Here is a 422-nt window from a genome sequence, read left to right on the forward strand (position 1 = left end):
ATTGCTTATTCGGAGCAGGATTTCCAAAATTTGTGCAAAGAATCTCCTAATCTTCAAGCGACAAGATTGACAAGAAAAATTGTCAAACGTGCTTTTTTAGGTCGAAAATTGCTTGAAGCACCTGATAAGCCTTTGGTACCACCAAATCAATTGGGATGGGAATGTATTACAGGAACTTTTGATAAGTTAAGTCGGCAATTATATGGAATTGTGAAACCAACAAAAGATCCGCAACGTTGGGCAAATAAATATTTTAGTCAAGTTATGCATTTGCTCAATAGTCAGTCAAAAGGCGGAATTATGGCTGAACGGGATGCTTTCGATGATGATCGCCAGGCCGTGGAAAGTTGGGCGAGGGCCGATAGTATTACTTGGCTGAAAAGTGGTGCTGTTTCTGGTGGAAGAATCCAGCCTAAACCCGT

General features: G+C 41.0%; 1 protein-coding gene. It reads left to right on the forward strand.

Annotation, left to right across the window (positions count from 1 at the left end; all coding sequences use genetic code 11):
• A partial coding sequence (locus tag J7R10_RS08950; RefSeq protein ID WP_484792994.1) for a portal protein occupies positions 1-422 on the forward strand: 422 nt, incomplete at both ends.

Source organism: Bartonella vinsonii subsp. berkhoffii ATCC 51672 (assembly GCF_902825225.1).
Classification (GTDB): domain Bacteria; phylum Pseudomonadota; class Alphaproteobacteria; order Rhizobiales; family Rhizobiaceae; genus Bartonella; species Bartonella berkhoffii.